The sequence below is a fragment of the Sphingomonas sp. PL20 genome, from assembly GCF_017875905.1.
In the GTDB taxonomy this organism is placed as follows: Bacteria; Pseudomonadota; Alphaproteobacteria; order Sphingomonadales; family Sphingomonadaceae; genus Sphingomonas; species Sphingomonas echinoides.
This window is the reverse complement of the sequence record NZ_JAGINH010000002.1, coordinates 3,560,533-3,584,399: the sequence shown is the minus strand read 5'-3', so window position 1 is coordinate 3,584,399 and position 23,867 is coordinate 3,560,533. Positions and strand designations below refer to the sequence as shown.

At 66.1% G+C, this 23,867-nt stretch carries 28 protein-coding genes; 19 read left to right on the top strand and 9 right to left on the bottom strand.

From position 1 onward, the window contains the following. The first annotated feature begins 35 nt into the window (after positions 1-35). Genes acpS through maiA form a run of 4 tightly spaced genes read left to right on the top strand, consistent with a single transcriptional unit; the run spans position 36 to position 3,077 of the window. Positions 36-461: a holo-ACP synthase gene (acpS, locus tag H4W01_RS16820; RefSeq protein WP_209612561.1), complete on the top strand. Its 426-nt coding sequence runs from the start codon at positions 36-38 to the stop codon at positions 459-461. After that, on the top strand, positions 458-1,372 hold the full coding sequence (gene lepB, locus H4W01_RS16815) for a signal peptidase I (RefSeq protein WP_209612560.1): 915 nt from the start codon (positions 458-460) through the stop codon (positions 1,370-1,372). Before acpS ends, lepB begins: the two co-directional genes overlap by 4 nt. Next, the gene (locus H4W01_RS16810; RefSeq protein ID WP_209612559.1) at positions 1,369-2,442 is read left to right on the top strand and encodes an AI-2E family transporter; all 1,074 of its coding nucleotides are present in this window, start codon (positions 1,369-1,371) and stop codon (positions 2,440-2,442) included. The genes lepB and H4W01_RS16810 overlap by 4 nt, the downstream gene beginning before the upstream one ends. Further along, entirely contained in the window at positions 2,439-3,077 is a 639-nt protein-coding gene (gene maiA, locus H4W01_RS16805; RefSeq protein ID WP_209612558.1) for a maleylacetoacetate isomerase, read from the top strand. Before H4W01_RS16810 ends, maiA begins: the two co-directional genes overlap by 4 nt. Here maiA and H4W01_RS16800 read toward each other — a convergent pair. The 3 genes from H4W01_RS16800 to ccmA form a co-directional block, all read right to left on the bottom strand. Next, complete coding sequence (locus H4W01_RS16800) at positions 3,061-4,164, bottom strand: glycosyltransferase (protein WP_209612557.1); 1,104 nt, start codon at positions 4,162-4,164, stop codon at positions 3,061-3,063. The genes maiA and H4W01_RS16800 overlap by 17 nt on opposite strands. A gap of 120 nt (positions 4,165-4,284) precedes the next feature. Continuing rightward, a complete protein-coding gene (locus tag H4W01_RS16795) occupies positions 4,285-4,929 on the bottom strand; it encodes a heme exporter protein CcmB (RefSeq protein ID WP_209612556.1) in 645 nt (214 codons plus the stop codon). Continuing rightward, positions 4,926-5,576: a heme ABC exporter ATP-binding protein CcmA gene (gene ccmA / locus H4W01_RS16790; protein ID WP_209612555.1), complete on the bottom strand. Its 651-nt coding sequence runs from the start codon at positions 5,574-5,576 to the stop codon at positions 4,926-4,928. The genes H4W01_RS16795 and ccmA overlap by 4 nt, the downstream gene beginning before the upstream one ends. Before the next feature lie 51 nt (positions 5,577-5,627). Here ccmA and H4W01_RS16785 point away from each other — a divergent pair, with 51 nt between their 5' ends. Further along, the gene (locus tag H4W01_RS16785) at positions 5,628-5,921 is read left to right on the top strand and encodes a 4a-hydroxytetrahydrobiopterin dehydratase (RefSeq protein ID WP_209612554.1); all 294 of its coding nucleotides are present in this window, start codon (positions 5,628-5,630) and stop codon (positions 5,919-5,921) included. Here the strand turns inward: H4W01_RS16785 and H4W01_RS16780 are convergent. After that, on the bottom strand, positions 5,910-6,710 hold the full coding sequence (locus H4W01_RS16780) for an SDR family oxidoreductase (protein WP_209612553.1): 801 nt from the start codon (positions 6,708-6,710) through the stop codon (positions 5,910-5,912). The two genes, H4W01_RS16785 and H4W01_RS16780, sit on opposite strands and share 12 nt — an antisense overlap. Positions 6,711-6,761: 51 nt before the next feature. Between H4W01_RS16780 and H4W01_RS16775 the strand changes: the two genes are divergently transcribed. Both H4W01_RS16775 and H4W01_RS16770 read left to right on the top strand, forming a co-directional pair. Continuing rightward, positions 6,762-7,544, top strand: coding sequence for an ATP-binding cassette domain-containing protein (locus H4W01_RS16775; RefSeq protein ID WP_209612552.1), 783 nt, complete (start codon positions 6,762-6,764; stop codon positions 7,542-7,544). Then, positions 7,541-9,073, top strand: coding sequence for an ABC transporter permease/substrate-binding protein (locus tag H4W01_RS16770; RefSeq protein WP_209612551.1), 1,533 nt, complete (start codon positions 7,541-7,543; stop codon positions 9,071-9,073). Before H4W01_RS16775 ends, H4W01_RS16770 begins: the two co-directional genes overlap by 4 nt. A 122-nt stretch (positions 9,074-9,195) precedes the next feature. On the opposite strand, the gene ubiG is transcribed toward H4W01_RS16770, so the two are convergent. Then, complete coding sequence (gene ubiG / locus H4W01_RS16765; protein WP_209612550.1) at positions 9,196-9,936, bottom strand: bifunctional 2-polyprenyl-6-hydroxyphenol methylase/3-demethylubiquinol 3-O-methyltransferase UbiG; 741 nt, start codon at positions 9,934-9,936, stop codon at positions 9,196-9,198. Positions 9,937-9,998: 62 nt separating this feature from the next. Between ubiG and H4W01_RS16760 the strand changes: the two genes are divergently transcribed. Next, on the top strand, positions 9,999-11,258 hold the full coding sequence (locus H4W01_RS16760; RefSeq protein ID WP_209612549.1) for an aspartate kinase: 1,260 nt from the start codon (positions 9,999-10,001) through the stop codon (positions 11,256-11,258). An 18-nt stretch (positions 11,259-11,276) separates the two neighbouring features. Here H4W01_RS16760 and H4W01_RS16755 read toward each other — a convergent pair whose 3' ends face one another. Continuing rightward, positions 11,277-11,951, bottom strand: coding sequence for a hypothetical protein (locus tag H4W01_RS16755; RefSeq protein WP_334685319.1), 675 nt, complete (start codon positions 11,949-11,951; stop codon positions 11,277-11,279). Positions 11,952-11,993: 42 nt separating this feature from the next. Then, positions 11,994-13,055: a hypothetical protein gene (locus H4W01_RS16750; RefSeq protein ID WP_029622570.1), complete on the bottom strand. Its 1,062-nt coding sequence runs from the start codon at positions 13,053-13,055 to the stop codon at positions 11,994-11,996. A gap of 434 nt (positions 13,056-13,489) precedes the next feature. Here H4W01_RS16750 and H4W01_RS16745 point away from each other — a divergent pair, with 434 nt between their 5' ends. After that, a complete protein-coding gene (locus H4W01_RS16745) occupies positions 13,490-14,476 on the top strand; it encodes an NAD(P)H-dependent flavin oxidoreductase (RefSeq protein ID WP_010405086.1) in 987 nt (328 codons plus the stop codon). Between the two features lie 3 nt (positions 14,477-14,479). Here H4W01_RS16745 and H4W01_RS16740 read toward each other — a convergent pair whose 3' ends face one another. After that, complete coding sequence (locus H4W01_RS16740) at positions 14,480-15,928, bottom strand: hypothetical protein (RefSeq protein WP_334685318.1); 1,449 nt, start codon at positions 15,926-15,928, stop codon at positions 14,480-14,482. Positions 15,929-15,936: 8 nt separating this feature from the next. Beyond that, positions 15,937-16,695, bottom strand: coding sequence for an ABC transporter ATP-binding protein (locus tag H4W01_RS16735; protein WP_010405082.1), 759 nt, complete (start codon positions 16,693-16,695; stop codon positions 15,937-15,939). Between the two features lie 96 nt (positions 16,696-16,791). Between H4W01_RS16735 and ybgC the strand changes: the two genes are divergently transcribed. From ybgC to H4W01_RS16685, 10 genes are all read left to right on the top strand, one after another. After that, positions 16,792-17,274 (top strand): tol-pal system-associated acyl-CoA thioesterase, encoded by a 483-nt coding sequence (gene ybgC, locus H4W01_RS16730; protein ID WP_209612546.1) that lies wholly within the window; start codon positions 16,792-16,794, stop codon positions 17,272-17,274. A gap of 8 nt (positions 17,275-17,282) precedes the next feature. Continuing rightward, on the top strand, positions 17,283-17,972 hold the full coding sequence (gene tolQ / locus H4W01_RS16725) for a protein TolQ (RefSeq protein WP_010405078.1): 690 nt from the start codon (positions 17,283-17,285) through the stop codon (positions 17,970-17,972). 50 nt (positions 17,973-18,022) lie between these two features. Continuing rightward, the gene (gene tolR / locus H4W01_RS16720) at positions 18,023-18,460 is read left to right on the top strand and encodes a protein TolR (RefSeq protein WP_010405075.1); all 438 of its coding nucleotides are present in this window, start codon (positions 18,023-18,025) and stop codon (positions 18,458-18,460) included. Beyond that, positions 18,457-19,362, top strand: a complete 906-nt coding sequence (locus H4W01_RS16715) for a cell envelope biogenesis protein TolA (protein ID WP_209612545.1) — start codon at positions 18,457-18,459, stop codon at positions 19,360-19,362. The genes tolR and H4W01_RS16715 overlap by 4 nt, the downstream gene beginning before the upstream one ends. An 8-nt stretch (positions 19,363-19,370) precedes the next feature. Continuing rightward, complete coding sequence (gene tolB, locus H4W01_RS16710; RefSeq protein ID WP_209612544.1) at positions 19,371-20,804, top strand: Tol-Pal system beta propeller repeat protein TolB; 1,434 nt, start codon at positions 19,371-19,373, stop codon at positions 20,802-20,804. 56 nt (positions 20,805-20,860) lie between these two features. Continuing rightward, the gene (gene pal / locus H4W01_RS16705) at positions 20,861-21,361 is read left to right on the top strand and encodes a peptidoglycan-associated lipoprotein Pal (RefSeq protein ID WP_010405070.1); all 501 of its coding nucleotides are present in this window, start codon (positions 20,861-20,863) and stop codon (positions 21,359-21,361) included. 162 nt (positions 21,362-21,523) lie between these two features. Further along, the gene (locus H4W01_RS16700; RefSeq protein ID WP_209613418.1) at positions 21,524-22,426 is read left to right on the top strand and encodes an SPFH domain-containing protein; all 903 of its coding nucleotides are present in this window, start codon (positions 21,524-21,526) and stop codon (positions 22,424-22,426) included. Positions 22,427-22,436: 10 nt separating this feature from the next. Further along, positions 22,437-22,652 carry a toxin-antitoxin system HicB family antitoxin gene (locus H4W01_RS16695; protein WP_126849379.1) on the top strand — a complete coding sequence of 72 codons (216 nt, stop codon included), beginning with the start codon at positions 22,437-22,439 and terminating at the stop codon, positions 22,650-22,652. Continuing rightward, positions 22,639-22,908, top strand: a complete 270-nt coding sequence (locus H4W01_RS16690) for a hypothetical protein (protein WP_209612543.1) — start codon at positions 22,639-22,641, stop codon at positions 22,906-22,908. The genes H4W01_RS16695 and H4W01_RS16690 overlap by 14 nt, the downstream gene beginning before the upstream one ends. Next, complete coding sequence (locus H4W01_RS16685) at positions 22,905-23,858, top strand: alpha/beta hydrolase (protein ID WP_209612542.1); 954 nt, start codon at positions 22,905-22,907, stop codon at positions 23,856-23,858. The genes H4W01_RS16690 and H4W01_RS16685 overlap by 4 nt, the downstream gene beginning before the upstream one ends. Positions 23,859-23,867 lie beyond the last annotated feature (9 nt).

Sequence of the window (23,867 nt, the reverse complement as noted above, 5' to 3'; positions counted from 1 at the left end):
CCTAACCCCTCCCGCAAGCGGGAGGGGAATTCGTTGTGATTATCGGGCTCGGCTCCGACCTGTGCAATATCGAGCGGATCCAGGCATCGATCGATCGCTTCGGCGACCGTTTCGAGCAGCGCGTGTTCACCGAGGTGGAGCGCGCCAAGGCAGCCAAGCGCCCCTTCACCAAGGCGGGCACGCTGGCCAAGCGTTTTGCCGCCAAGGAAGCCTTTTCCAAGGCGGTCGGTACCGGATTCAAGCGCGGCGTGTTCATGAAGGACATTGGCGTGGTCAACGCCCCCTCGGGCGCGCCAACCTTGTCGCTGACCGGTGGGGCCAAGGCGAGGCTTGACGCGTTGACGCCCGACGGCCACGTCGCGGTGGTACATTTGACGATGACCGACGACCATCCCTGGGCACAGGCGCTGGTCGTCCTTGAAGCGCGCGCGGTGGCTGAGCGCCCGAAGGACGAGACATGAAGGACGACTTGGCGCTGAGCACGACCGAAGCCGGGGAGCCCGGCGAAAGCGAGCGCGCCACGGCTTCTCCCACCAAACCGGCCAAGACCGATTGGGCGTCCGAGCTGCGCGGCATCTTCTGGCTGATCCTGGCGGTGCTCGGTTTCCACACCTTTATCGCCAAGCCCTTTTATATTCCGTCGGAATCGATGCTGCCGGGGCTGCTGGTTGGCGATCAGCTGGTGGTGAGCAAATTCCCCTATGGCTGGTCGTTCGTCTCGCCGACCTTCCATGTGCTGCCCTTCATCCATGGCCGCTTGCTCGGGCAATTGCCCGAGCGCGGCGATGTCGTGATCGTCACCCCGCCCGGCACCGAGACCGATTATATCAAGCGGCTGATCGCCTTGCCGGGGGACCGTATCGCGGTGCGCGACGGCATCGTCATCCTCAACGGCGTGCCGTTGAAGCGCGGGCCGCTGCATTATGTCGACATCCCCAATTATGGCGGCGCGCCGCTGGTGTCGGAACCCGGCGTGACCTGCGACCCGCTGCAATATCCCGGCGCGCTCCACACCGGGGCAGACGGAAAGAACTATTGCCGTCTGCCGATTTATACCGAAACGCTACCGAACGGGCGGCATTATGAGACGGTCGATCTGGGGCCATCGCCGGGCGACAATTATCCCGAAACGCTGATCCCGCCGGGGCATGTTTTTCTGATGGGCGACAATCGCGATCGCAGTGCCGACAGCCGCTTCAGCTTGGCCGAACAGGGCCTGGGTGGGCCGGTGCCGTGGGAATATCTTGGCGGCCGCGCCGAGTTCATCACCTTTTCCAAGACCGGGCTGGGCAGCTGGAATCCGCTGACCTGGGGGCAATCCTTCCGGGGCGGGCGCGCCGGCACCTCGCTTCATGCCGAGCGCGATAAATGAGCCAGGGCGCAAAGCCTGAGCTGGTCAGCGAACCGGCCCCCAACGAACTGCGCGATCCGTTCGTGCGGCAGGAGCTGAAGCGCGCGACGATCTGGCTCGGCCTTGCGGGGGCGATCGCGCTGGTGGTGCTGCTGGTACAGCCGCTGCTGATCATCTTCGGCGGGCTCGTCTTCGCCTCGATGCTCGACGGCGGCGTGCGGTTGCTGCGCCGCGTGCTGCCGATCGGGCGGCCGTGGCGGTTGCTGATCGTGGTGGTGCTGACCGTCGCGTTCATCGTGGGCGTGATGTACCTGACGGGTGCAGGCATCACCGAACAGGTTCAGCAATTGCGCAGCACCTTGATGACGCAGGCGACCAAGCTGATGGATTGGGCGTCGCGCATCGGCATCATGCCCGGCAAGGCTGATCTCAACGGCATCGCGCAACAGGCGCTGGGCTCGTTCGGCAAGCTCACCTCCTATCTCGGCATCGCCTTTGGCGCGCTGGCCAGCCTCGTCATGGTGCTGGTGATCGGCCTGTTCATTGCGATGGAACCGCGTTTGTATGAAAGCGGGCTGCAATGGCTGATCCCGCGCGACCAGCGCGCGCGCTTCGCCGGCACGATTGAGCAGATGGCGACGACGATGCGGCGGCTGCTCGCCGGGCGCTTGTTCGGCATGGCGTTGGAAGGCGTGATGACGGGCATCGCGCTTGCACTGGCGGGCGTGCCGATGGCGCTGGTGCTGGGCATCATCACTGGCATTCTGGCGTTCGTCCCCAATATCGGCGCGATCACCAGCGGCGTGCTGATGGTCGCGGTCGGGTTCAGCGCGGGGATGCACACCGGCTTCTGGGCGATCGCCATCTATGTCTTCATTCAGACGCTCGATGGCTATGTCGTCATCCCGATGGTGGCGCGGCGCACGGTGGATTTGCCGCCCGCGCTGACGCTGTCGATGCAGATCCTGGCGGGAACGCTGTTTGGCGTGCTGGGGCTGACGCTGGCCGATCCGCTGACCGCGATGATCAAGGTGGCACTCGAGCGCAGTTCGGAAGCCGAGGCGCAAGACGAAAGCGCGGGCGCAGCGTGACGCCGGTCCTTTACGATTATTGGCGGTCCTCAGCCGCCTATCGCGTGCGGATCGCACTCAATCTCAAGCACGTCGCCTATGACCGCGTCGCAATCGATCTGACGCAAGGCGAGCAGCGGTCGGCGGCGTTCCTGGCGCGCAATCCGCAAGGGCTGCTGCCCGCGCTGGATATCGGAACGGCAGTGCTGACGCAGAGCCTCGCGATCATCGATTATCTCGACGCGATGCACAAAAAACCGCCAATGGTGCCGTCAGACCCGGCCGCGCGCGCGGCGGTGCTGGCGCAGGCGCTGGTGATCGCCGCCGATCTTCACCCGATCGACAATCTGCGCGTGCTCAACCGGCTGACCAGCCAGTTCGGCGCGGATCAGGCCGCGCGCGAGGCGTGGTATGTGCATTGGATGGTCGAAGGCCTGACCGCGCTGGAGGCGATGACAGCGTCCGCGCCGGGACCGTTTCTGGGAGGCGATACGCCGAATCTCGCCGACGTCTGTCTAGTGCCGCAGCTTTACAATGCCCGGCGCTTTTCGGTGCCGCTCGATGCGTTCCCACGCCTGCTGGCCGCTGATAAAGCAGCCGCAAATGTGGCCGAAATCGCGGCGGCGCACCCCGATCGGGTCAAGCCGCAAGCTTGACCCGACGATCGAGCACGACGCGATCGAACAGATCGAGGTAAGCGGCGGCGGCATTTTCGCCGGGTTGGGGGACCGGCGTCGGACGCGCCCGTCCGGGAACCAGCCAATGGTCGAGGGCCGCCACCAAGGCCGCCGCATCGCCCGGCGGGACAACGCTGCCGAGCGACGGATGGGTTACGATTTCCCGCACGGCGACGCTTGAATCGGTGGTCACCACGGGCGTGCCCACCGCGAGCGCCTCGCGCAACACGCCCGGCACCCCCTCGAAATCCGACACCAGCGCCAGCGCCGCCGCGCGCGCCAGGATTGGCGTCGGATCGGCGACGTGTCCCGGCAGCAGCACGCGACCGTGCAGGCCGAGGCGCGCGATGTGCGCTTCGAGCGCAGCCCGCTCATTGCCTTCGCCGATGATCACCAGGGTCAAATCGCGTTGCGCCATCTGGCCGAAGGCGTCGATCAGCCGATCCCAGCGCTTTTGCGGCGCGAGCCGCCCAACACCGAGGAGAAAGCGCCCGTTCGGGAGCGCCGGAACGCTCGCCCCAAGCACTGGGCGGAGCGGCGGATTGGGGATGACGTGCAGCATTTCGGGCCGCGCGCCCATTTCGATCCGCGCCTCGTCGGCCATCGCCGGGCTCATCGCGACCAGTTCGTCGAGAAAGTGCGGATGCCAGCGCAGCCAGGTGCGATAGGCGGCGGCAAAGGCCGCGCCATGATCGCGCCGAACCAGCGCGTTGGAGATCTTCGCCACGATCGGCGGACAGCGCCGCCCGAGCCGCATCTTGGTCCAGGCGGCGAGCGCGGAATAATGGTTGCCGGGGCAAAACAGCACGTCCGGCGCGATCTCTTCGGTCACGCTGGCGAGGCTGCCCATGCCGATCATCGAAGGACGACCCAGAATGCGCGTTTCGATGGCGGCCGGCACATCGCGGGCGAGCGGGCCAGTGCTGTCGCCAAGCACCAAGGTGACGCGGCGCCCGAGATCGCTCCAGCCGCGCACCAGCCGCAGCAGCGCCTTTTCCACGCCGCCGCCGTCCAGCGTCTGCGCATAGGCCAGGATATGAGAGGCGGGAGGGCGGGGGCTTAACATCGTTGGGATCGTGTAACGATGGTTTGTCGCAAATGTTTCCCGCCCCGCCCCACATGACAGTTTTTTCAGATTTTTTTGGGCCGCCGGGCTTAATCGACGGCACCGGTCGGGCTGGAGCGCTTAGTCCAACGTGCCGCGCATCGCCGCGCCGGCGACGAACGGCGCGCCCGCCACCAGCATCAGGCTGACCGCGCCGAGCAGTTTGAGCGCGCCCACGCCGCCATCGATCGAGCCCGCGCCGAAAATCAGCAGCGGCACGGCAAGCGGCAGCATCACCAGCCCCGCGACCGAGCCCGCGCCGCGCAGCCCGGTCACCAGCGCGGCCGTCGCCACCGCCAGCGCCGCCAGCCCCGGCGTGCCAATCAGCAGCCCAAGCTCGACCATGCCCAGCGTTTGCGTCGACAAACCCAGCAATCCCGCCGCGATGACGGTCGCGAGCAGCAACGGTGGCCCGAAGCTGATCCAGTGTGCGACGATCTTCGCCGCCGCGACCACCGGCATTGAAAAACCGCGCACGCTCAACTGATCGAGCACGCCGCTCTCGGCATCGGGGCCGACCAGCCGCTCGACCGGCATCAACGCCGCCAGCAGCGCCGCCGCCCAGATCACCCCGCCGCCGATCCGCGCCAGCAACGCCGTGTCGGGCCCGACCGCAAAGGGAAACAGGATGGTGACGAGCAGGAAGAAAGCGAGCGCATTGACCACGCCGCCGCTGGCCCAGGCGATGCGCACGTCGCGGGTGATGAGCGCGCCAAGCCCGGTCATAGCAGCGAGATCGTCTGCGCATCGGGCAAGGCGATCGGCAAATGCGTCGCGACCAGCACAGCGCCGCCGCGCCCGCGGTGCGCCGCGATCAAGTGTTCGAGCACCGTGATGCTCGCCACGTCGAGGCCATTGGCGGGTTCGTCGAGCAGCCACAGCATCGCACCGCTCGCCACGACGCGGGCCAGTGCTGCACGGCGGCGCTGGCCGGTCGAGAGCAGCCGCACCGGCACTTCGGCGATGTGCGACAGGCCGACCGCATGAAGCGCCTGGGCGACGCGCCCATTCGGATCGGCTGGGTCGGCATCCAGCGCCGCCCAAAAGCCGAGCGCATCGCGCAAGGCGCGCGCGGCATCGAGCGCGGCGGCTTCGGCCATCAGCGTACGCGTTGCCGTTCCCGCAATCGCGCCGCTGGCGGGCCGCAATAGCCCGGCGGCAACGCGGATCAAGCTCGATTTGCCAATGCCGTTGGGGCCGGTGACCAACGCCGCGCCGCCCGGCGGCACCGCAAAGGACAGGCGTTCGAACAGCACGCGCCCGCCGCGCACGCAGGTGACGTCGCGAAAGGCGAGCGCGTCGCCCGCGCCGGGGGCGTCGGCAGCGGCGGCGGGGCCAAAAGACGGGCCCGAAGGTTGATCGGCCTGCACCATCCTCTATGCCTTACGGCGAAGGCGCACGGTGCGCCAGCAGGAGAGCAAGCGGTGCGCGTTGAACCACTGAGCGAAGACGAACGGACCGAGGCGCTCGACGCGCTCGACGAATGGGATTTCGACGAAGCGCGCGATGCGATCACCCGCACCTTCACCTTCGCCGATTTCAGCGAGGCGTTCGCCTTCATGACGCGCGTCGCCTTGCTCGCGGAAAAGGCCGATCATCACCCCGAATGGTCCAATGTGTGGAACCGCGTCGATGTGCTGCTGACCACGCATGATGCAGGCGGTCTGTCGCATAAGGACGTGGCGCTGGCGGAAGCGATCGACCTTTTAATCGGCTGACGTCGCGATCCCGCGGCGCATCATCTTGCGCAGGCGACCGGGCAGCCAGCGGGCGGCAAAGGCCATACGGTCGGCGGTTTTGCCGACATAGGTGTGGACTTTGTCGCCATGCACGGCGTCCCATGCGGCCTGCGCCACAGCATCGACCCCGGTCAGTTCGAGCCCGGCATTGGTGACAACTTGCTTGATCGAATAATTGGAAGTGCCCGCCGGGACCGCGAGCAGCGGCGTATCGATGAAGCTCGGCACCAGATCGCGCACCTTGACGCCTGCGCCATACCATTCGCCGTCCAGCGCTTCGGTCAGCGCACGCACGCCGAATTTGGTCGCGGAATAGACCGAAAGCCCGGACGAGCCGTAGATGGCCGAGGCGGAGGCGGTGTTGAGCAGGCACGATCCGGGCGTCCGCGCGAGATAGGCATAGCCGATCTTGGCCCCATTGAGCACGCCGACCAGATTGATCGCCACCACGCGGTCGAGATCGTCGAACGTCATGTCGATAATCGGCCCGCCGGTGCCGATCCCGGCATTGTTGAACAGCACGTCGAGCCGCCCGCCGGTGGTCGCGGTAAAGGCGTCGAGGCTGGCGACCCAGGCGGCGCGGTCGCGCACGTCCATCGGATAGGTCTCGACCATGCCGGTCGGCAGCATTGCGGCGGTTTCGCGCAAGCCCGTCGTGTTGACATCGGCCAAGCCAACGCGCCAGCCGCGCTCGGCAAACAGCCGCGCGGTCGCCTGGCCGATGCCCGAGCCGCCGCCCGTGATGAAGATCGCCTTTTGTTGGGCCATAGTGCCTCTCCCCTTTGACGCAAACGGTATCCTCCCCCAGTGTCCGCGTCGATGGCGGATTCGCACAGTACAGGCCCGAGCGTGGCATTCGCCGCGGTGACCAAGCGCTACTCCGGCGGCGCGGTCGCGGTGGACGATGTCTCGCTGGAGATTGCGGGCGGCGCTTTCGTTGCGTTGGTCGGCAGTTCGGGATCGGGCAAATCGACGCTGCTCAAGATGATCAACCGTTTGATCGTGCCGAGTGCGGGCGTCGTGCGGATCGATGGTGCGGACGTTGCCGATGGACCCGCATATGCGCTGCGGCGGCGGATCGGCTATGTCTTTCAGAATATCGGGCTGTTCCCGCATATGACGGTCGGCGAGAATGTCGCGATCGGGCTGCGGCTGGCGGGGGAGCGTGACACGGCGGCGCGTGTCGCGGCGTTGCTCGATCTGGTCGATTTGCCGCAGGCTTTCGCCGCGCGGATGCCCGATGCGCTGTCGGGCGGGCAACGCCAGCGCGTCGGCGTGGCGCGCGCGCTCGCCACCGCGCCGGGGCTGTTGTTGCTCGACGAGCCGTTCGGTGCGCTCGATCCGGTGACGCGCGACCAACTCGGCACGAAGGTGCGGGCGCTCCACGACCGGCTGGGCCTGACCACGATCCTGGTGACGCATGACATGGCCGAGGCGCTGATCCTGGCCGACCGCGTGCTGGTGATGGACGCCGGGCGGATCGTGGCGGACGCGACACCGCAAGCCTTGCTCGCCGGACAGGGGGGCGCGGTGGCGGATGCATTGGTGGCGGTGCCGCGCGAACAGGCCCGCCGGTTGCGCGCACTGGAGGACGGGGCATGAGCCCGTTCCTCGACGCGATGACGCGCGTGCCGCCGCTGCTGGCGGCGCATCTGCTGCTCGCGGCGGCGGCGCTGGCGCTGGGGTTGGCGATCAGTCTGCCGCTGGCGATCTGGTCGGCGCGGCGGCCGGGTGTGGCGCGCGTGGCGCTGGGCTTTGCCAGTCTGGTGCAGACGATCCCGAGCTTGGCGCTGCTCGCGCTCTTCTATCCGCTGTTGCTGTTCGTGTCGGGGCTGGTCGGGGGCGGGATTCCCGCGCTCGGCTTCTTGCCGTCGCTGCTGGCGTTGACGCTCTATGCGCTGCTGCCGATCCTGCGCAACGGCGTGACCGGGCTGGCCGGGATCGACCCTGCGGTGATCGAGGCGGCGGACGGCATCGGCATGACGGCATGGCAGAAGCTGCGCTTGGTCGAGGCCCCGTTGGTGGCACCCGTGCTGATGGCGGGGGTGCGCACGGCGGCGGTGTGGACGATCGGCGCCGCGACCTTGTCTACCACGGTTGGCCAGCCGAGCCTGGGCGATTTGATCTTCGCCGGGTTGCAGACGCAGAATTGGGCGCTGGTGCTGGCGGGGTGCGTCAGCGCGGCGGGGCTGGCGCTGGCGGTGGACGCACTGCTCGGGCTGATCGAGCGCGGTATTGCGACCCGCAGGCGCGGGCGAGTCTTTGCAGCGGGCGCGGTACTGCTGTTAGGCGTGCTGGCCGCGCTCGCGCCGCTGGCGGTGCCGCGTGCGCCGACGATCGTGATCGGCAGCAAGAATTTCTCCGAGCAATATATCCTCGCGCGCGTGATCGGGCATCGGCTGGAACGCGCGGGCTACCGCGTCGAATATCGCGAGGGGCTGGGCTCGGCGGTGATCTATGGCGCGCTCAGTTCGGGCGCGATCGACGTCTATGTCGATTATGCAGGGACGCTGTGGACCAATGCGATGCGACGCAGTGATACGCCCGCGCGGCCCGCGATGGTAGCGGCGATCGGCAACTGGAGTGCGCGGACCTCAGGGGTGCGGCTGCTCGGAGCTTTGGGGTTCGAAAATGCCTATGCCTTTGCGATGCGCGGCGAGGCGGCGCGAGCGAAGGGGATCGTCTCGCTCGACGATCTGGTGCGCGCGGTGCCGGGGCTGACGCTCGGCGCCGATCTCGAGTTTCTGGAGCGGCCCGAATGGGCGGCGGTGCAGCGTGCCTATCCAATCCGCTTTGCCGCGACGCATGCCTATAGCCCGACCTTCATGTATCGCGCGCTGGAGAGCGGTCAGGCCGATGTCATCTCGGCCTTTTCGTCGGACGGGCGGATCGCGGCGGAGCATTTGACCGTGCTTACGGACCCGCGCCGCGCGATTCCGGGTTATGATGCGATCCTGCTGCTGGCACCCAAGCGGGCGAAGGACGCTCGGCTGGCGGCGGCGCTCACCCCGCTGGTCGGGCGCATTCCGGTGTCGGTCATGCGCGAGGCGAATTATCTGGTCGACCGTGATCGCGACAAAGTGTCGCCTGAGGGTGCGGCGCGGTGGCTGGAGCGACGGCTGGGGTTGTAGCGAGCGCTGACCCCCCTCCCTGGAAGGGAGGGGGCGGGGGTGGGTCGGCCCGTTGGTCGGACCCTCGCCCAGCACGGAGAGCCACCCACCCCCCGGCCCCTCCCTTCCAGGGAGGGGAGGTGTTACGCCCGCACCGCCGTTACGAAATAATCGAGCTTGGTATCATCGGACAGCACGAAGCCCTTGGCGACCGAGAAGCCAAGCCCGCGCACATCGACCACGCGCAACCCTGCCGCCTCGACCAATTCGGTCAGAGCATCGGGCGTCAGGAACTTGTCCCAGTCATGCGTGCCGCGCGGGATTTGCCCCAAGCCTTCGCCGACGGTGATCAGCGCGAGACGTGACAATGCCGTACGGTTGGGGGTGGAGAGGATCAGCAGGCCGCCCTCGGCCAGCGCGCCCGCCAGACCGGCGATGAAGGCGGCAGGATCGGTGACATGTTCGATCACCTCCAGGCTGGTGACCAGATCGAAGGTCGCGCCGTCCAGATCCTCGACACTGCCGGTGCGATAGTTGATCGCGAGGCCCGATTGTGCGGCATGCGCGCTTGCCACCGCGACATTTTCCGCCGCCGCGTCGAGCCCGGTGACGTCTGCGCCCAGCCGGGCCAGCGGCTCGCACAGCAGCCCGGCACCGCAGCCGACGTCGAGCGCGCGCTTGCCCGCGAGCGGGGTGAAGCCCGCCTCGTCGCCATGCCAGTGCGCGTCGATGCGTTCGCGCAGATAGCGCAGCCGCACCGGGTTCAAGCGGTGCAGCATCGCAGAGGACCCCTTCGGATCCCACCACTCCGCCGCCATCGCGCCGAAATGGGCGGCCTCGGCGGGGTTGATAGTGGTTACAGACGTTACGGTTGCGCTCTTCATGCGTGCTTCCTATCAGGACGCCCCCAATAGCCCAAGCCCCAGCTCAAGGATGTCTGCTGCGCATGGCCCGTATCGTGATGAAATTCGGCGGCACCTCGATGGCCGGGATCGAACGGATCCGTAGCGTGGCCGCGCGCGTCAAACGCGAAGTCGCGGCGGGCAATCAGGTCGCGGTGGTGGTGTCGGCGATGGCGGGCGAGACCGACCGGTTGGTCGGCTTCTGCCGCGAAGCCTCGTCGCTTTACGACCCCAAGGAATATGACGTGGTCGTTTCGGCAGGCGAACAGATCACCAGCGGCTTGCTGGCGATCGCGCTGCAGGCGGCGGGCGTGCCCGCGCGGAGCTGGCTCGGCTGGCAATTGCCGATCGCCACGTCGGACGCGCACGCCTCGGCCCGGATCGAGGGAATCGACATGGCAGCGCTGGAGACCAGCCTTGCGGCGGGCGAAGTGGCGGTTATCCCCGGTTTCCAGGGCATCGATGCGGAAGGCCGCGTCACCACGCTTGGCCGTGGCGGCTCCGATACCTCGGCCGTGGCGATGGCCGCGGCGATGAAGGCCGATCGCTGCGACATCTATACCGATGTCGACGGGGTCTACACCACCGACCCGCGCATCGTGCCGCGCGCGCGCAAATTGAAGAAGGTCACCTACGAAGAGATGCTGGAGCTTGCCAGCGTCGGCGCGAAGGTGCTCCAGACACGCTCGGTCGGGCTCGCGATGAAGGAAGGCGTGCGCGTGCAAGTGCTGTCGTCCTTCACGGGCGAGGATGCACCGATGGCGGATACGTTGCCCGGCACGATGATCGTGGGCGAAGAGGAGATTGCAGACATGGAAAGCCAGCTCATCACCGGCATCGCGCATGACAAGAACGAAGCCAAGATCACGCTGACGGCAGTGCCCGACAAGCCCGGCGCGGTCGCGTCGATCTTCGAGCCGCTCGCGGCGGCGAACATCAACGTCGACATGATTATCCAGAATATCGCCCATGCGGCAGGCTCGACCGACGTGACCTTCACCGTACCGGCGGCCGATCTGGCGCGCTCGATCGAGGCGCTGAACGCCGCGCGCGAGAAGATCGGTTTCGTGTCGCTGGTGCACGACACGCGCGTGGCCAAGATTTCGGTGGTGGGCGTGGGCATGCGCAGCCATGCCGGTGTCGCCAGCACGATGTTTTCCACGCTGGGCGAGCGCGGCATCAACATCCAGGCGATTTCGACCAGCGAGATCAAGGTCTCGGTGCTGATCGAGGAGGATTATACCGAACTCGCGGTGCGCGTGCTGCACACGGCGTATGGCCTCGATGCCGAGGATGCCGCCTGAACGGCGAAAACGGCCCGCTCAGCGCGTGCTGAGCGTGCCGTTACCGGAAGCATCGAAGGTCAGGATATATTGCCCGCCGATCGGCATCGACCAGGCTTCCTCCGCCACCGAGATGACGTCGCCGATCTCCTGCCCGCCCGCATTGCGGACGAGCTGAAATCCGCCCGCTGCCACCACGGCGGTGCTGACGGGCGAGACTTGCAGTGCATAGGCACAAAAGATCGGATCGCTGCCGAGGCCAAAGCCGACGGTCACTTTGTAGAGCGTGGCATCATAGCTCGGGATGTGCCACCCGGCCGAATCATGGGTGAGCGTGACCGCCTTGTTGAGCGGCAGTATGAAGCTGTCGGCATCGCTGGAATAGGGAAACGCCGCCGCATTGGGGCTGATCTCGCCCGTCTTATAAATCGATGCGAACCATGACACCGGCAGATCGCGGTTGAAGGCGATGTAGACGGTGGTGTCGACGGTCTGCAGTCCGGCGACGATGCGTTCCCCGCCAAGCTGCGCCATGTTTACGGGGAAGAAGGTCGCCACCAGCGCGATTGCGTAATCCTGCGCAGGTTTGATGGTGACGGTCGTGGTGGGCGGGTATGCGGTGGCTGCATACAGCGTGTCTGCAGCCACCGGGGTGAAGCGCGGGTTTGCCTGTGCGAGCTCGGCGGGCGTCGGTGAGAAGGGGGTGGTTTTCACCGGGATGTCGCCTTTGCCGAGCCGCACGGACGGTTGCGCCCTTCAGGGCCTGTTGCCGCCAAAGATGGCCTGGGCACCCGCGACCAGGAGGTTTTGGATGGTGGCGGCCGATTGCGCACCGCTATAGCTGAAGTTCACGGTGGTGGCACCGTTGACGCTGGTGATCGAGAATTGCACCCCGCTCACCACGAAGTAGGCAAATCCGGCCGTCAACGCTGTCGCCACGGTGATCGTCCCGGTGAGGAACGTGTTCGCGACATAGCCCTCAGCTTCTTCTTCGGCGGAAAGCTTTGCCACAGACGCCGTGTCCCAGTGAACCTGCGTCACGGTATCCTGTTGGATCGTGGCATCTTCCAGATACGCCATCGCCATCAACTGCGAATGCTCATCGGATTTCAGGAAAGCCAGGTTTTCCAGCAACGCGAACTGAGCTGGCTTGCCCGGCGCGATCTTCCACTTTCCGTTGTTCAGCAGCGTTACGGTGCAGGCCCCGCCGGAGAAGGAGCCGGGGACCGAAACCTGGGCGGAGTCGTTGCTCACTTGCGTCCAGTCGGCGAGGGTCGACGATCCGAACGATCCAACGCTGATATAGAAGCTGAGTTTCGGCGTCAGCGTCCGGCTTTGGTTGGGCGAGGGAGACCAGGTCATCCCCATGAAACCGCTGGCTGTCTGGATGCCGAACGACTGGTTGCTGTACCAGCCCAGCGCCTCGTTATCTTCCTGGTTGAAGGAATTGGTGACGAGTTTGATGCTGTTGGGGCCGGTCGACGTGCTCGCCAAGTTCAGTTTTGGCCCCTTTTTGGGCGGAGCGTTGGCATAATCGGCGTTCCACACCTGCGCGAGCTCGCTGTTTTGCGAGATCGTCGAAGTGACTTGAACGTCGAGGCCGACGGCGTTGTTGCTGGCACCCGCGCCGACCGAATATTGCACGGGAATGACGAAGTAATTCGTGCTCGGATCGTTCGAATCGATCGCGATCGAGGCGCTCGAATTGGCAAAGACGTTGGGATCGCTCGCGATTTCTGCAGGCCGGGTGAGGAAGCACCAGAATGTCTGAGTCGAGGAAGACTGGTTGACCAGATAGATGGTATATTGGCTAGGCATGATCATCTCCATTGCGAGAAGGATACGCTGCACATCACTAACTTGCGACAAGAGGTATCAGATCAGCCAGTCTAGGCGGTAGATCGCTATCCCGATGAAAGACGATCAATAGATATGATGCGTAGAAGGCGTCGGTGATAGTGTCATCGCAACATCCTATAAGCGACATGACGCTCATACTATGGATGGAGATTATTGCACCGTGTTGCTGAACCAATTTGACGGTTTGCCGCGATGATTGAGCGAGGTTGCTCCGATCTGGAGCGAATGGCGCGCGGAAAGGACGAGCGTTTGCTTCGCCGGTGTGAACGGCTGATCGGGGGAATGTCGGATGGGGCTAGATGGTCTTGCCCGTAGCGGCTAGGCACGATGGCATGACCCAAGCGACCCCCATTGTAGCTCCGCTTTCCGGCGCGGAGCGTCTTCAGCGCCGCATGGCGCGCGGAACCGCCTTTCTCGGCAGCCAGACCGCGATCATCTGCGGCGCGATGTCGTGGGTGTCCGAGCGGCACCTTGTCTCGGCGATTTCCAATGCGGGCGGGTTCGGCCTGATCGCCTGTGGCGCGATGACGCCGGAATTGCTCGATGCCGAAATCGCCGCGACCAAGGCGATGACCGACAAGCCGTTCGGGGTGAACCTCATCACCATGCACCCCGCGCTGTTCGATCTGATTGAGGTGTGCAGTCGCCACGGCGTCGGCCATGTCGTGCTGGCCGGCGGCTTGCCCCCGGCGGGATCGATCGACGCGATCAAGGCCAAGGGTGCCAAGCTGATTTGCTTTGCCCCGGCGCTCAGCCTCGCCAAGAAACTGATCCGCTCGGGCGTGGATGCGCTGGTCGTCGAGGGCATGGAAGCGGGCGGGCATATCGGCCCGGTGTCGACCAGCGTGCTTGCGCAGGAAATCCTGCCCGACGTCGCCGACAAGGTGCCAGTGTTCGTGGCGGGGGGCATCGGACGCGGCGAGGCGATCGCTGCGTATCTCGACATGGGCGCGGCGGGCGTGCAGCTCGGCACGCGCTTTGCCTGCGCGACCGAGAGCATTGCGCATCCGAACTTCAAGAAGGCCTTTCTGCGCGCTTCGGCGCGCGATGCGGTGGCGAGCGTGCAGATCGACCCGCGCTTGCCGGTCATCCCGGTGCGCGCGCTGAAGAACGCCGGGGCCGATCTGTTCACCGCCAAGCAGCGCGAAGTGGCGCAAGCGCTCGACGAGGGCACGATCGCGATGGGCGAGGCGCAATTGCAAATCGAACATTATTGGGCGGGCGCGCTGCGCCGCGCGGTGATCGAGGGCGATGTCGAGCATGGCAGCCTGATGGCGGGCCAGTCGGTCGGCATGGTCACCAAGGAAGAACCGGTTGCCGACATCATCGCCAGCCTGATGGAGGAAGCCGCCGCCGCGCTGGCACAGCGCGCGGCCTGAGCCTCAGCCGAGCTGCGCCAACCCGCCGCCGAGCAGGAACACCGCGAGCGCCGCGCCACCGCCGAACACCAGCGCGATCAGCAACGACAAGATGCCCGCGACCACGCCGCCCTGGCGACGGCGCACGAAGGTGCTGCGCTGGCCGGGTTTGCCGAGCTTGAGTTCGACATAGCCCGCCGCCGCGCCGCCAAAGGCGGTCATCACCAGCGTGATCGCGGCCCCCGGCACCGTCTGGGTTGCGATAGCGATCGGCAGTAGCAGCGCGAACGGCGTGGCCATCGCAAAGGCGGCGAGCAGTTTCGCAATGTCGATCTCGTCCTTGCCGACCGGTGCCACCGCCAGCAGATCGCGCGAATCTTCCGCTGAAACCGTCAGCCAGGCAAAGCTGCCGACGAGCTGGCTTGCGATGAACACGCTGCCAAACGCCAAGGTCGCCGGGAGCGGAAGGGTGTGCCCCTTGCCAAAGGCGACGAACAATAAGGGGGCCATGTAGATCAGCCGCACCACGATCTGGAAGGCGAGCGCCGGGTCGCGCGCCAGCAGCCGCCACTCCTTGGCGAAGATCGTGCGCGTCAGCCCGGCGTGAAACAGGCGTCCGCTGGCGCGGCCGGTCGGCTTGCTGCGCGACAGGCGCATCCCGCCATCCTGATAGCCCGACAGGAACAGCCGCTGCAGCGCCGATCCGGCGGCGAAGAACAGCAGCAGCGCACCGCCCAGCAGGATGACGATGGCGAGCGGATCGCCCAAGGCCGCGCGACCGGGCAAAGCGGAGAGCCCGTGCGATCCAACGCCGTTTGCGCGCAGACGCTCGAACAACGCGACCAAGGCACCCGCGCGCCGGTCGCTATGCGACACCAATTGCGTGCCGAGGAAGATCGCGCCGCCGAGCACTGCCGCGACGATCTGCCCGACGGTGCGCGCGGCGCGCGGGCCGACCAGCGTGGCGATCGTCAGCGTCAGCGCGAGGCCAAGAGCGGCGGCGGCAAAAGCGAGTGCGGCGAGCAACGCGACCAGCCCGAACAGCTGTGGATGGCCGAGAATCGCAACCGGGACGACCATCGGCAACAGCAAGGTTGCGTAGGTCAGAGCAATCGCACCCGCGATCCCCAGCAATTTGGCCAGCAAGACCGTTCGTTCGGGCACGGGCGCGGTAAACAGCAGCGACAGGTCGCCGCTATCATAGAGTGTGCGCTGGCTGCCGATCATCGCTTGCGCGGTCATGAAGGTCAGCGCGAGCAGGCTCGCCCCAAGCGCGCCGATCAACATCTCGGGCAAGACCGGAATCGGGGTATCCCGCAGCGCCCAGCCGGTTGCACATCCGATCAACAGCCACAGCGCGAGCAGACCATAGCCGATCCAGCGCGAGGCACCCTTGCTGGGGCGGGCGCGGAAGGTCAGGCGCAATTCGTGCAGCGCCAGCCAGGCGAAGCTTCCCGGGCGTGCCCGGCGCATCGCCCAGTTCATGCGGCGACGGGCTCCGCGCTGGTCAGGCGGATGAAGGTGTCTTCCAGCGTCATGCCCTCGGTGCCCGCGCGGTCGCGCAGTTCGTCGAGCGTGCCCTCGGCGAGCAAGCGCCCGCCGCCGATGATGCCGATGCGGTCCGCCATGCGTTCGGCCACTTCGAGGATATGGGTGGTGACGATTACGGTTTTGCCCGCTTCCACCTGCGCGCGCAGCGCATCCTTGACCGAACGCGCCATGTTCGCATCGAGCCCGGTCAGCGGTTCGTCGAGGATCAGCAGCTTGGGATCATGGATCAACGCCCCCGCCAGCGCGACCTTCTGCTTCATGCCGCGCGAAAAGCCTTCGCAGCGCGTGTCGCGTTGCTCCCACAAATCGAGCCAGTGGAGCAGCCGATCGGCCTCGCGCGCCGCGAAGCCGGGGTCCATCCGCCACAGCCCGGCGACGAACGCGAGATATTCGAGCGGCGACAATTTGTCATAGAGCATTGGCTCGTCGGGCAGCCAGGCGGTGATCGCCTTGGCCCCAAGCGGATCGCGCCGGGTGTTGATGCCGAAAATTTCGATCGACCCGGCGTCGGGCTTGGCGAGCCCTGCGACCATCCGCAGCGTGGTGGTCTTGCCCGCGCCGTTCGGGCCGAGCAGCGCGTAAAGCTGACCCCCGGCAATATCGAGATCGAGCCCGGCGATGACAGGCTTGTCGAAGCTCTTGGCCAGGCCTCGGATGCGCAAGGCGGGCGCGTGCGGGGAATCGATCATGTGTTCTGTTTAAGCGATACACCATGGCCGTCCAGTAGGTACGGCGCGCCTATCCGGGGTTTTCGGATCGCGCGCGTGCCGTTACAGGGCGACGTCATGCCGCACGCCGACCTCGATTTGCCGACGCAAGGCCGTATCGTCGCAGGCGAGCATCGTTTCGCGCTGCGCGTCTATTTCGAGGACACCGATCTTTCGGGGATCGTCTACCACGCCAATTATCTGCGCTATATGGAGCGGGCGCGTTCGGACATGCTGCGCCAGGCGGGCATCGACCAGCGTGCGCATCAGGAAAGCGGCGGCGGGGCCTATGCCGTGACCGCGCTCAACATCCGCTATCGCGCGCCGGCGAAACTCGATGACGCGCTGCTCGTTGTGACCAGGCTTACAAAAGTTCGCGCTGCATCGGTCGATATTCATCAGCGAGTCATGCGCGGCGGTGAGATACTGACCGAGGCAGACGTGACCGCAGCGCTGGTCGGTGCAGCGGGGCGCGCGGTGCGCCAGCCCAGGGATTGGATTGCCGCCTTCGCCCAAGTGATGGGCGAAGGCGTTACGACAGCAGGAGATCAACGTTCGTGACTGGATTCATGCTCAATACCGATGCGACGACACTGTCGCCGATCGCGCTTTTCCTTCAGGCGGATTGGGTGGTGAAGACGGTGATGATCGGCCTGATGCTGGCGAGCGTCGCGACCTGGGCGGTGATCCTTGGTTTCCTGTTCAAGCTGGGCAGCACGCGTCGCCAGATCACGCGGTTCGAGCGGGATTTCTGGAAGGCCGAGGATATCGATGCGTTCCACCGCGTGGAAAGCGAGAACACATTGCCGATCGCGCGCGTGTTTACGGCGGGGGTCGCGGAATGGCGGCGCTCGACCGCAGGCGGCCATGTCGACCGTGAAGGCACGCGGGAGCGGCTGGCGACGGCGATGGGCTCGGCGGTGGCAAGCGAGATCGATACGCTGTCGGACCGGTTGAACATCCTGGCGACGGTCGGCGCGGTCGCGCCGTTCGTTGGCTTGTTCGGCACGGTGTGGGGCATCATGCGCAGCTTCACCGGCATTGCGGCGGCGCAGAACACGTCGCTCGCGGTGGTGGCACCGGGCATTGCCGAGGCGCTGTTCGCGACCGCGCTCGGCCTGTTTGCCGCCATTCCGGCGGTGATCGCCTACAATCGCTTCAGCCACAGCATCAACCGGATCGAGGCGCGGCTCAACCGCTTTGCCGATGCGTTCCACGCAACCCTCAGCCGCCAGCTTGAAGTCGAGGTTCGGCGGTGAGCGTGCTGTCTATGGGGTCCCTCCGGATCGCGGGCAGGGCGTAAACCGCGATGGCGATGAACCTTCCCTCCCAGCGCGGCCGCGGGCGGCGCGCACCGATGGCCGACATCAACGTTACGCCGATGGTCGACGTGATGCTGGTGTTGCTGATCATCTTCATGGTCACCGCACCGTTGCTGACAGCGGGCGTGCCGGTGAATTTGCCCGACAGCCGCGCCAAGCCGCTCGATCAGGACCAGAAGCCGGTACAGATTTCGATCGATGCCGCGGGCAAGCTGTTCGTCGACAAGGAAGCGGTCAATGAGGCGCTGCTGCCCGATATTCTGTCGCAGATCGCCGCCAAGGCCGATCCTGCCAAGCCGCCGCAAGTGTTCCTGCGCGCCGATCGCAAGCTCGATTATGGGCGGGTGATGCGCGTGATGGGCGAACTCAACCGCGCCGGGCTCAACCGCGTCGCGCTGGTTACGGTCGGCCAGGACGGCAAATGACGCAGCGTGACGGACTGGGGCTTGGGCTGGCCGTGGTCGGCCATGTCGCGGTGTTCGCGCTGCTGTCGCTTGCCTGGACAAGCGCCCCGCCCCCGCCGCCGCAGAACAAGCCAATCGAAGTGTCGCTCGCCGACGATGTCGCGCTTGATCAGCACGCTCCGGCGGCACCAGAGCCGCCCGCACAATCCACTGCCCCCGAAGCGGGGCCTCCCGAAGAAGCCCCGCCTCCGGCCAAGGTTGCAAAGGTTACGCCCGAACCCGCTCCGCCCAAGCCGCAGCCGGAGGCGGCACCACCGCCCAAGCCAGCGCCCAAGCCCGTTCCTGCGCCCAAAAAGCCCGTCGCGGAAAAGCCCGATAAGCCGGTCAAGACCAAGACGCCGCCTGCAAAGGCGGCGGCTCCTGCGGCGAAGACCGAGGCCAAGGCGACCGTGGCCAAGGCGGCCGGTACCAACCCGAAAGCGACCAAGCCGCGCCCGACCGGATCGCTGCTCGACGATGATTTCCGCAAAGGGCTGACCCAGGCCCCGTCGCACGCGAAGGTGTCGCAAGCCGCCCCGGGCGCGACGATGGATGCCAAGGCAACGGCGGACATCGGCTCGGCGATTCAGCGGCAAGTGCAACCCTGCGCCAATCGCCAGGTCATTCCCGGCCCGGGCGCGGCGAAAATCGTCGCTTATGTGCGCTTGCAGTTTAATCGCGACGGGTCGCTGGCGGCGCGCCCGGCGATCCTGCCCAGCCACCGCGGCGTCGATGACGATAACCGCATCTATGTCGATGCGGTGGACCGTGCCGCGATTGCGACCTTCATGGGCTGCACGCCGCTACGCGGGCTGCCGCTCGAGCTTTATGACGTGCCACGCGGGTGGAAGGTGTTTACCCTGACATACCACATGCCGGGCTGAGAAGGACGATGATGTTCCACAAGATGATCCTCGCGCTTGCGCTCGCCGGTGTCGCCGCAGGTGTGGCCGAGGCGCAGACCGCACCGGCACCTTTGCCCGTGCCGTTCCCAAACGCGCCGCAGACCGGCGCACCCGCGCCGCAGGCTCCCGGCCAACCCGGCGGCACCAACCCGCAGCAGCAAGGGGAATTGGTGGTCGATGTCGTGGGCGGCGTGTCTGCCCCGCTCGGCATCGCCATTCCGGTGATGCCGACCTCCGACGTGGTCAATACGCCGGCTGGCCGCACCGATCAGCTCGGGCAGCAGCTCGCGCAGATCGTCACTACCGACTTGCGCAATTCGGGCCTGTTCAAGCCGCTCGATTCGGGCGTGAAGCCAGTGCTCTTCCCCGAAGTCACCGCGCCGACCTTCGATTATTGGGGCGGGGCCGGGGCGTCGGCGCTGGTGCAGGGGTTCATCCGCGCCAATGGCGATGGCACGCTGACGGTCGGTTGCTATCTCTATGACGTGACGTCGCGCGCCGAACTGGCGCGGCAGGGCTTTGTCGTGCCGCCGAGCGAATGGCGCCGCGCCGGGCACAAATGCGCCGACATGGTCTATTCGAAGCTGACCGGCGAGGGCCCCTATTTCGATAGCCGCGTCGTTTATGTTTCCGAGACCGGCCCCAAGGGCAAGCGCATCAAGCGGCTGGCGATCATGGACCAGGATGGCGGCAACCACCGCTTCCTGACCAACGGCCAGGCGATCGCGCTGACGCCGCGCCTGTCGCCCGACCAGCGCTCGATCGTCTATATGAGCTATGTCGAGGATCGCCCCGCCATCTATGTCTATGACATTGAAAGCGGGCGGCAGCGGCTGCTGGTGCCCGACACCAATCTGACCTTCGCGCCGCGCGTGTCGCCCGATGGCAAATGGGTGCTGTTCTCGATGGCGGTTGGCGGCAATACCGACATCTACCGCGTCCCCTTCAACGGCGGTACGCCGCAGCGGCTGACCGATTCGCCCGCGATCGACACCGGCGGCACCTATTCGCCCGATGGCTCGCGCATCGTGTTCGAAAGCGATCGTTCGGGCACGCAGCAATTGTACGTGATGAACGCCGACGGATCGCAGCAGCAGCGCATCAGCTTTGGCAGCGGCCGCTATGCGACGCCGGTGTGGAGCCCACGCGGCAACCTCATCGCCTTCACCAAGATTGGCGGGTCGTTCCGCATCGGCATCATGAGCCCGGCCGGGGGCAATGAGCAGTTGCTGACCGACGGTGCGCAGGATGAAGGGCCAAGCTGGTCGCCCAATGGCCGCGTGCTGATGTTCTTCCGCTCAAGCGGCGGCGGCAACGGCCGCGCCGATCTGTGGTCGGTCGACCTGACGGGGGTGAACGTTCGCCGCGTTCCGACCGTGCTCGATGGATCCGATCCCGCCTGGGGACCGTTACGCCCCTGACGCAAATCGTGTGTAGACGCGTGCATCACCACCTCTTCCCCTAAGGAGACGCTGACATGGCTAAATTGACGACCTCGCTGCTGATCGGGACTGCATTGTTTACCGCCGCGTGCGCCAAGAAGCCGCCTGCGGTGATTCCGCCCCCGCCTGGCCAGTCGGTCGTCGATCCCAATGCCGGTCAGCCCAGCATCGCGCCGGGCTCGCGCGCCGACTTCGAGCGCTCGGTCACCAGCAACACCGTCAATTTCGCGCTCGACAGCTTCTCGCTCGATGACCGTGCGCGCGCGATCCTCGATAGCCAGGCGCAGTGGCTGACGCGGTATCCCAACGTGCCGGTCAGCCTGGAAGGGCATTGCGACGAACGCGGCACGCGTGAATATAACCTCGCACTGGGCGATCGCCGCGCGCTCGCTGCCAAGAACTATCTGGCCGCGCGCGGCGTGGCACCCGGCCGCATCTCGACGATCAGCTATGGCAAGGAACGCCCGATCGCGCTGGGTTCGGACGAAGCAAGCTGGGCGCAGAACCGTCGCGCGGTGACCATCGTTCTCAATTAAGATTGCCTGCTCCGCCTTGGCGGGGTTGAGAAAGAGGGCGGCGTCGGCTTTGTCGGCGTCGCCCTTTTTGCTGCTTTTCACCCGTTCGCGTCGGTTCTTTTGCCCCCTTGCAGCGCGCATAACTTCGATATAAATATGATATCATATTTAACGGAGGGCATGATGGTCGAGTCGGGTACACGCAACACCGCGCTGACGCTGTCGAGCGAGCATAAAGCAGCGACATCGAGCGGCTATGCGATGTTGATGGTGATGCTGGCATCGCTGGCGCTGGGCATTTTCGGTCTCACGCTGCTCAAGCACGATGCCGCGCTGGGCGGCCCGATCGTGGCGGTGGCGAGCATCGTGTTCGTGTTCGTCTCCGGTGGTTTCTACATGCAGCAGCCCAATCAGGCGACGGCGATCACGCTGTTCGGCGCGTATAAGGGTACCGATCGCAACACCGGCCTGCGCTGGCTGTTGCCGTGGCTGGGGCGCAAGAAGGTGTCGCTGCGCGCCAACAACATGATTTCGGAACGGCTGAAGGTAAACGACCTGCGCGGCAACCCGATCGAGATCGCGGCTCAAGTCGTATGGCGTGTGACCGATACCGCGCAGGCGCTGTTCGATATCGATGATTATAAGGCGTTCGTGATCGTCCAGATCGAGGCGGCGGTGCGCACGATCGGCGCGCGCTACCCTTATGACGATTACGAGCATCAGGAAGTGACGCTGCGCGGCAATCACGATCAGGTCGGGGCGGAGTTGCGCCAGGAATTGATCGCGCGGCTGGTGACGGCAGGCATCACCGTCGACGAGTGCGGCTTCACGCACCTTGCTTATGCCCCGGAAATTGCCGGCGCGATGCTGCGCCGGCAACAGGCGCAAGCGGTCGTCGCGGCGCGCAAGACATTGGTCGAGGGCGCGGTCGGTATGGTCGAGATGGCGCTCGATCTCCTCTCGGCCAAGGGCGTGGTCGAGCTGGACGATGAACGCCGCGCGGCGATGGTCAGCAATCTGATGGTCGTGCTGTGCGGCGAGCGCGATACCCAGCCGGTCGTCAACGCCGGCTCGCTCTACCAATAGGACGCGCACCTTGGCGGCTCCCCCCAAAAAGGCGTTTCCCTTGCGTCTCGACCCCGCGCTCTATGCCGCGGTCGAGCGGATGGCGGCGGCCGATTTGCGGAGCGTCAATGCCGAGTTCGAATGCCTCTTGCGCGAGGCGCTGGCCAAGCGCGGCGTGAAACTCGCCGCCCCCAACCCGCCCCGGCGCGGGCGCCCACCCAAGGGAGAAGACCATGAAGACGCGTGATCTGGTCGATCATTATCGGGTCGAAAAGGGCTATTGGTTCGTGCCGCACATGTTTGGCTTCGGCGTTACCCCGGTCACCTGGCAAGGGTGGCTCGTCACGATCGGCTTTGCTGCGCTGCTGGTCGCCGATGTCCGCTTCATTTCGGACCAGATTGCGCAGATTGGCATTGGCGTGGCGCTGTTCGCGCTTTTCACCATGGTGGCGATCCGCAAGACCGAAGGCGGGCTGGGCTGGCATTGGGGTGTCCGCAAATGATCCGCGGCGGGCTTCTCGTCGTGGCGGCGCTGGCGGCATCACCCGCTTTGGCCGCTCCTCCGGCCCCGGTCGAGTTGACCGCGCCGGGCCCCGAAGGACCGCTCGCGGGGACGCTGCTTGATCCCGATGGCAAGGCACCGCTGGTGTTGCTGATCCCCGGATCGGGCCCGACCGATCGCGACGGCAACAATCCGCTGGGCGTGGCGGGCGGCCCCTATCGCCAGCTCGCCGAGGCGCTTGCCGCCAACGGCATCGGCACGCTGCGCATCGACAAGCGCGGGCTGTTCGGCAGCAAGGCGGCGCAGGCCGACCCCAATGCCGTGACCACCGCCGCTTATGCCGCCGACGTGCAGGCGTGGAGCAGAGTCGCCCGCGCGCGGACCGGGCGGGCGTGCCTCTGGCTGCTCGGCCATAGCGAGGGTGGGCTGGTCGCGTTGCAGGCGGCGCAGACGCCTGCCGGGATTTGCGGGCTGATTCTGGTGTCGAGCATCGGGCGGCCGATGGGGGCGGTGCTGCGCGCGCAATTGCGGGCGAACCCGGCCAATGCGCCGCTGCTCCCCGCCGCCGAGGCGGCGATTGCATCGCTCGAGGCCGGCAAGCGCATCGATTCGGCACAGTTGCCCGCGCCCCTGCAGACATTGTTTCCCGATCGCCTGCAGGGCTATTGGATCGATCTGTTGTCGCACGATCCGGCGCGGTTGGTCGCGGCGGTGAAACTGCCGGTGTTGATCCTGCAGGGCACGCGCGATCTTCAGGTGAGCGTCGCGGATGCCGAGGCGCTGCACCGCGCGCAACCCAAGGCGACGCTGACGCTGCTGCCCGGCATCAATCATGTGCTGCGGCCCGTGGCGAGTGGTGATCGTGCGGCGAACCTTGCCACCTATCGCGATGCGACGCTGCCGATTTCATCGAGCATCGCGGAAGCGGTGGCGACGTTCGTGGGGCGGTAAACGCCCCAT

Excerpts from the sequence above, each read along its gene's own strand:
- H4W01_RS16700 (WP_209613418.1), top strand. The coding sequence starts at position 21,524 with ATGGTCGAGTCGGGTACACGCAACACCGCGCTGACGCTGTCGAGCGAG.
- H4W01_RS16770 (WP_209612551.1), top strand. The coding sequence starts at position 7,541 with ATGAGCCCGTTCCTCGACGCGATGACGCGCGTGCCGCCGCTGCTGGCG.
- H4W01_RS16690 (WP_209612543.1), top strand. The coding sequence starts at position 22,639 with ATGAAGACGCGTGATCTGGTCGATCATTATCGGGTCGAAAAGGGCTAT.
- H4W01_RS16745 (WP_010405086.1), top strand. The coding sequence starts at position 13,490 with ATGGCGCGCGGAACCGCCTTTCTCGGCAGCCAGACCGCGATCATCTGC.
- H4W01_RS16775 (WP_209612552.1), top strand. The coding sequence starts at position 6,762 with ATGGCGGATTCGCACAGTACAGGCCCGAGCGTGGCATTCGCCGCGGTG.
- ybgC (WP_209612546.1), top strand. The coding sequence starts at position 16,792 with ATGCCGCACGCCGACCTCGATTTGCCGACGCAAGGCCGTATCGTCGCA.
- H4W01_RS16735 (WP_010405082.1), bottom strand. The coding sequence starts at position 16,695 with ATGATCGATTCCCCGCACGCGCCCGCCTTGCGCATCCGAGGCCTGGCC.
- H4W01_RS16800 (WP_209612557.1), bottom strand. The coding sequence starts at position 4,164 with ATGTTAAGCCCCCGCCCTCCCGCCTCTCATATCCTGGCCTATGCGCAG.
- H4W01_RS16750 (WP_029622570.1), bottom strand. The coding sequence starts at position 13,055 with ATGCCTAGCCAATATACCATCTATCTGGTCAACCAGTCTTCCTCGACT.
- H4W01_RS16715 (WP_209612545.1), top strand. The coding sequence starts at position 18,457 with ATGACGCAGCGTGACGGACTGGGGCTTGGGCTGGCCGTGGTCGGCCAT.
- H4W01_RS16760 (WP_209612549.1), top strand. The coding sequence starts at position 9,999 with ATGGCCCGTATCGTGATGAAATTCGGCGGCACCTCGATGGCCGGGATC.
- pal (WP_010405070.1), top strand. The coding sequence starts at position 20,861 with ATGGCTAAATTGACGACCTCGCTGCTGATCGGGACTGCATTGTTTACC.
- tolR (WP_010405075.1), top strand. The coding sequence starts at position 18,023 with ATGGCGATGAACCTTCCCTCCCAGCGCGGCCGCGGGCGGCGCGCACCG.
- H4W01_RS16795 (WP_209612556.1), bottom strand. The coding sequence starts at position 4,929 with ATGACCGGGCTTGGCGCGCTCATCACCCGCGACGTGCGCATCGCCTGG.
- ubiG (WP_209612550.1), bottom strand. The coding sequence starts at position 9,936 with ATGAAGAGCGCAACCGTAACGTCTGTAACCACTATCAACCCCGCCGAG.
- H4W01_RS16810 (WP_209612559.1), top strand. The coding sequence starts at position 1,369 with ATGAGCCAGGGCGCAAAGCCTGAGCTGGTCAGCGAACCGGCCCCCAAC.
- ccmA (WP_209612555.1), bottom strand. The coding sequence starts at position 5,576 with ATGGTGCAGGCCGATCAACCTTCGGGCCCGTCTTTTGGCCCCGCCGCC.
- tolQ (WP_010405078.1), top strand. The coding sequence starts at position 17,283 with ATGCTCAATACCGATGCGACGACACTGTCGCCGATCGCGCTTTTCCTT.
- tolB (WP_209612544.1), top strand. The coding sequence starts at position 19,371 with ATGATGTTCCACAAGATGATCCTCGCGCTTGCGCTCGCCGGTGTCGCC.
- lepB (WP_209612560.1), top strand. The coding sequence starts at position 458 with ATGAAGGACGACTTGGCGCTGAGCACGACCGAAGCCGGGGAGCCCGGC.
- H4W01_RS16780 (WP_209612553.1), bottom strand. The coding sequence starts at position 6,710 with ATGGCCCAACAAAAGGCGATCTTCATCACGGGCGGCGGCTCGGGCATC.
- H4W01_RS16740 (WP_334685318.1), bottom strand. The coding sequence starts at position 15,928 with ATGCGCCGGGCACGCCCGGGAAGCTTCGCCTGGCTGGCGCTGCACGAA.
- H4W01_RS16685 (WP_209612542.1), top strand. The coding sequence starts at position 22,905 with ATGATCCGCGGCGGGCTTCTCGTCGTGGCGGCGCTGGCGGCATCACCC.